This window comes from Mycobacterium sp. SP-6446 (genome assembly GCF_001954045.1).
Lineage (GTDB): Bacteria > Actinomycetota > Actinomycetes > Mycobacteriales > Mycobacteriaceae > Mycobacterium.
This window is the reverse complement of the sequence record NZ_MBEM01000168.1, coordinates 1-5082: the sequence shown is the minus strand read 5'-3', so window position 1 is coordinate 5082 and position 5082 is coordinate 1. Positions and strand designations below refer to the sequence as shown.

At 56.5% G+C, this 5082-nt stretch carries 3 rRNA genes; all 3 read right to left on the bottom strand.

The features are described from left to right. Positions 1 to 69: ribosomal RNA gene (rrf, locus tag A5736_RS15170) — 5S ribosomal RNA — on the bottom strand; the annotation flags it as partial. Between the two features lie 87 nt (positions 70 to 156). After that, positions 157 to 3261 (bottom strand): 23S ribosomal RNA (locus A5736_RS15165). Between the two features lie 277 nt (positions 3262 to 3538). Then, a 16S ribosomal RNA gene (locus A5736_RS15160) occupies positions 3539 to 5069 on the bottom strand. Positions 5070 to 5082: the final 13 nt, after the last annotated feature.

Genomic DNA, 5082 nt, shown 5'->3' with positions numbered 1-5082 from the left:
GGCGCTGACAGGCTTAGCTTCCGGGTTCGGGATGGGACCGGGCGTTTCCCTGTCGCTGTGGCCGCCGTAACTCTATTTATTTTTCATTCAAGTGTTCTGGTGGGGGGTGTGGTGCCACGGCAATTGCCGTAGGCATGGAATGTGGTTGCGATGTGTGTTGGTAAGTTTTCGGCCGGTTAGTGCCAGTTCCCTGCACCCATTGCTGGGCTTCCAGGTCTGGCCTATCGATCCCGTGTTCTGCGGGGGGCCTTATCCCTCTAAAAGGGTGAGAAACCTGATCTTGGAGAAGGTTTCCCGCTTAGATGCTTTCAGCGGTTATCCTGTCCGAACGTGGCTATCCAGCGGTGCCCCTGGTGGGACAACTGGTGTACCAGAGGTTCGTCCGTCCCGGTCCTCTCGTACTAGGGACAGGTTTCCTCAAGTTTCTGACGCGCGCGGCGGATAGAGACCGAACTGTCTCACGACGTTCTAAACCCAGCTCGCGTGCCGCTTTAATGGGCGAACAGCCCAACCCTTGGGACCTGCTCCAGCCCCAGGATGCGACGAGCCGACATCGAGGTGCCAAACCATCCCGTCGATATGGACTCTTGGGGAAGATCAGCCTGTTATCCCCGGGGTACCTTTTATCCGTTGAGCGACACCCCTTCCACTCGGGGGTGCCGGATCACTAATCCCGACTTTCGTCCCTGCTTGACTTGTAGGTCTCGCAGTCAAGCTCCCTTGTGCATTTACACTCAACACCTGATTGCCGTCCAGGTTGAGGGAACCTTTGGGCGCCTCCGTTACATTTTAGGAGGCAACCGCCCCAGTTAAACTACCCGCCAGGCACTGTCCGTGAACCGGATATACGGTTCGACGTTAGGTGTCCAATACGATCAGAGTGGTATTTCAACAACGACTCCACAATTACTGGCGTAACTGCTTCAAAGTCTCCCACCTATCCTACACAAACCGTACCGAACACCAATACCAAGTTGTAGTGAAGGTCCCGGGGTCTTTTCGTCCTGCCGCGCGTAACGAGCATCTTTACTCGTAGTGCAATTTCGCCGAGTCTATGGTTGAGACAGTTGAGAAGTCGTTACGCCATTCGTGCAGGTCGGAACTTACCCGACAAGGAATTTCGCTACCTTAGGATGGTTATAGTTACCACCGCCGTTTACTGGGGCTTAAATTCTCCGCTTCACCCTTGCGGGTTAACGGGTCCTCTTAACCTTCCAGCACCGGGCAGGCGTCAGTCCGTATACATCGTCTTGCGACTTCGCACGGACCTGTGTTTTTAGTAAACAGTCGCTTCTCACTGGTTTCTGCGACCGGTTCCCGCTCCCAGCGAAAAGCTGTTCACGGTATGCCGGTCCCCCTTCTCCCGAAGTTACGGGGGCATTTTGCCGAGTTCCTTAACCATAGTTATCTCGTACGCCTCGGTATGCTCTACCTGACCACCTGTGTTGGTTTGGGGTACGGGCCGTGTGTGCGCTCGCTAGAGGCTTTTCTTGGCAGCAGAGGATCACCGAATTCACCTCAATCGGCTATGCATCACCTCTCAGGATTAGTGAGCGACGGATTTGCCTATCGCTCTCCCTACAGGCTTGCCCCAGTATTACCACTGACTGGTACGGCTACCTTCCTGCGTCACCCCATTGCTTGACTACTACCAGCGAAGGTCCCACGCAGCCCCGAAACTCCATGCCCCCGAAGGGGAATGGTCGATCCGGATTTGGGTGGTTAGTACCGCTGATTCGTCAGGGACGCTCACACACGGGTACGGGAATATCAACCCGTTGTCCATCGACTACGCCTGTCGGCCTCGCCTTAGGTCCCGACTCACCCTGGGCGGACTGGCCTGGCCCAGGAACCCTTGGTCTTACGGCGGGCAAGGTTCTCACTTGCCTTATCGCTACTCATGCCTGCATTCTCACTCCCCCACCCTCCACCACCGGTTACCCGGCGGCTTCGCAGAATGGGGGACGCTCCCCTACCCAACCTTGCGGTTGTCGCGGCTTCGGCGGTGTGCTTGAGCCCCGCTACATTGTCGGCGCACAATCACTTGACCAGTGAGCTATTACGCACTCTTTCAAGGGTGGCTGCTTCTAAGCCAACCTCCTGGTTGTCTTTGCGACTGCACATCCTTTTCCACTTAGCACACGCTTTGGGGCCTTAGCCGGCGATCTGGGCTGTTTCCCTTTCGACGTACGGAGCTTATCCCCCGCCGTCTCACTGCCACGCTATACACCACGGCATTCGGAGTTTGGCTGACGTCAGTAACCTAGTAGGGCCCATCGGCCATCCAGTAGCTCTACCTCCGTGGTGAAACACGTAACGCTGCACCTAAATGCATTTCGGGGAGAACCAGCTATCACGGAGTTTGATTGGCCTTTCACCCCTACCCACAACTCATCCCCTCAGTCTTCAACCTAAGTGGGTTCGGGCCTCCACGCGGTCTTACCCGCGCTTCACCCTGGCCATGGGTAGATCACTCCGCTTCGGGTCCAGAACACGCCACTACACCCCTTACGGGGATACGCCCTATTCAGACTCGCTTTCGCTGCGGCTACCCCACACGGGTTAACCTCGCGACATGTCCCTGACTCGCAGGCTCATTCTTCAAAAGGCACGCCATCACCCCACAAGGAGGCTCTGACGGATTGTAGGCACACGGTTTCAGGTACTCTTTCACTCCCCTCCCGGGGTACTTTTCACCATTCCCTCACGGTACTAATCCGCTATCGGTCATCGAGAAGTATTTAGGCTTACCGGGTGGTCCCGGCAGATTCACAGCGGATTCCACGGGCCCGCTGCTACTCGGGAGTTGATACAAGGCAGGTGCCGGGTTTTCGCGTACCGGGCTCTCACCGTCTATGGCGGACCATCCCAGGCCACTTCCGCTAACTACGACACTTTCTGACTGCCCCTCAGCCAGGTAGAGCTGAGACGTATCAATCCCACAACCCCGCACACACAACCCCTACCCGGTATCGCATGCGTGCGGTTTAGCCATGTTCCACGTTCGCTCGCCACTACTAGCGGAATCACAATTGTTTTCTCTTCCTACGGGTACTGAGATGTTTCACTTCCCCGCGTTCCCTCCCGCACCCTATATATTCAGATACGGGTAACACGACATAACTCGTGCTGGGTTTCCCCATTCGGAAATCCTCGGATCAACGCTCGGTTGACAGCTCCCCGAGGCATATCGCAGCCTCCCACGTCCTTCATCGGCTCTCGATGCCAAGGCATTCACCATGCGCCCTTAGACACTTACTAACACAAAAACCAAAGATAAAAATTACACATTTATGGACACGCCACCACGAGGGCAGCGCATCCGTAGATGCTCGCAACCACTATCCAATACTCAAACACCACACCCCACCACCAAGATGGGGGGACACCACTCAATAAAACGGAGTGTTGCCTCAGGGCCCAATAGTGTGTCTGGCAATTAATCTGCTGTTGTGCACCCGGCTTTCGTCCACTACAGACGAAAACCCCTCACGGCTTGCACCCCACCAATTGGAGTGCTTTTCGTGGTGCTCCTTAGAAAGGAGGTGATCCAGCCGCACCTTCCGGTACGGCTACCTTGTTACGACTTCGTCCCAATCGCCGATCCCACCTTCGACAGCTCCCTCCCAAGGGTTAGGCCACTGGCTTCGGGTGTTACCGACTTTCATGACGTGACGGGCGGTGTGTACAAGGCCCGGGAACGTATTCACCGCAGCGTTGCTGATCTGCGATTACTAGCGACTCCGACTTCACGGGGTCGAGTTGCAGACCCCGATCCGAACTGAGACCGGCTTTAAAAGGATTCGCTTAACCTTGCGGCATCGCAGCCCTTTGTACCGGCCATTGTAGCATGTGTGAAGCCCTGGACATAAGGGGCATGATGACTTGACGTCATCCCCACCTTCCTCCGAGTTGACCCCGGCAGTCTCTCACGAGTCCCCGGCATTACCCGCTGGCAACATGAGACAAGGGTTGCGCTCGTTGCGGGACTTAACCCAACATCTCACGACACGAGCTGACGACAGCCATGCACCACCTGCACACAGGCCACAAGGGAACGCCTATCTCTAGACGCGTCCTGTGCATGTCAAACCCAGGTAAGGTTCTTCGCGTTGCATCGAATTAATCCACATGCTCCGCCGCTTGTGCGGGCCCCCGTCAATTCCTTTGAGTTTTAGCCTTGCGGCCGTACTCCCCAGGCGGGGTACTTAATGCGTTAGCTACGGCACGGATCCCAAGGAAGGAAACCCACACCTAGTACCCACCGTTTACGGCGTGGACTACCAGGGTATCTAATCCTGTTCGCTCCCCACGCTTTCGCTCCTCAGCGTCAGTTACTGCCCAGAGACCCGCCTTCGCCACCGGTGTTCCTCCTGATATCTGCGCATTCCACCGCTACACCAGGAATTCCAGTCTCCCCTGCAGTACTCCAGTCTGCCCGTATCGCCCGCACGCTCACAGTTAAGCCGTGAGATTTCACGAACAACGCGACAAACCACCTACGAGCTCTTTACGCCCAGTAATTCCGGACAACGCTCGCACCCTACGTATTACCGCGGCTGCTGGCACGTAGTTGGCCGGTGCTTCTTCTCCACCTACCGTCAATCCGAGAAAACCCGGACCTTCGTCGATGGTGAAAGAGGTTTACAACCCGAAGGCCGTCATCCCCCACGCGGCGTCGCTGCATCAGGCTTGCGCCCATTGTGCAATATTCCCCACTGCTGCCTCCCGTAGGAGTCTGGGCCGTATCTCAGTCCCAGTGTGGCCGGACACCCTCTCAGGCCGGCTACCCGTCGTCGCCTTGGTAGGCCGTCACCCCACCAACAAGCTGATAGGCCGCGGGCCCATCCCACACCGCAAAAGCTTTCCACCATAAAGCATGCGCTAAATGGTCCTATCCGGTATTAGACCCAGTTTCCCAGGCTTATCCCGAAGTGCAGGGCAGATTACCCACGTGTTACTCACCCGTTCGCCACTCGAGTACCCCCGAAGGGGCCTTTCCGTTCGACTTGCATGTGTTAAGCACGCCGCCAGCGTTCGTCCTGAGCCAGGATCAAACTCTCCAAACAAAAACCCCTCGAT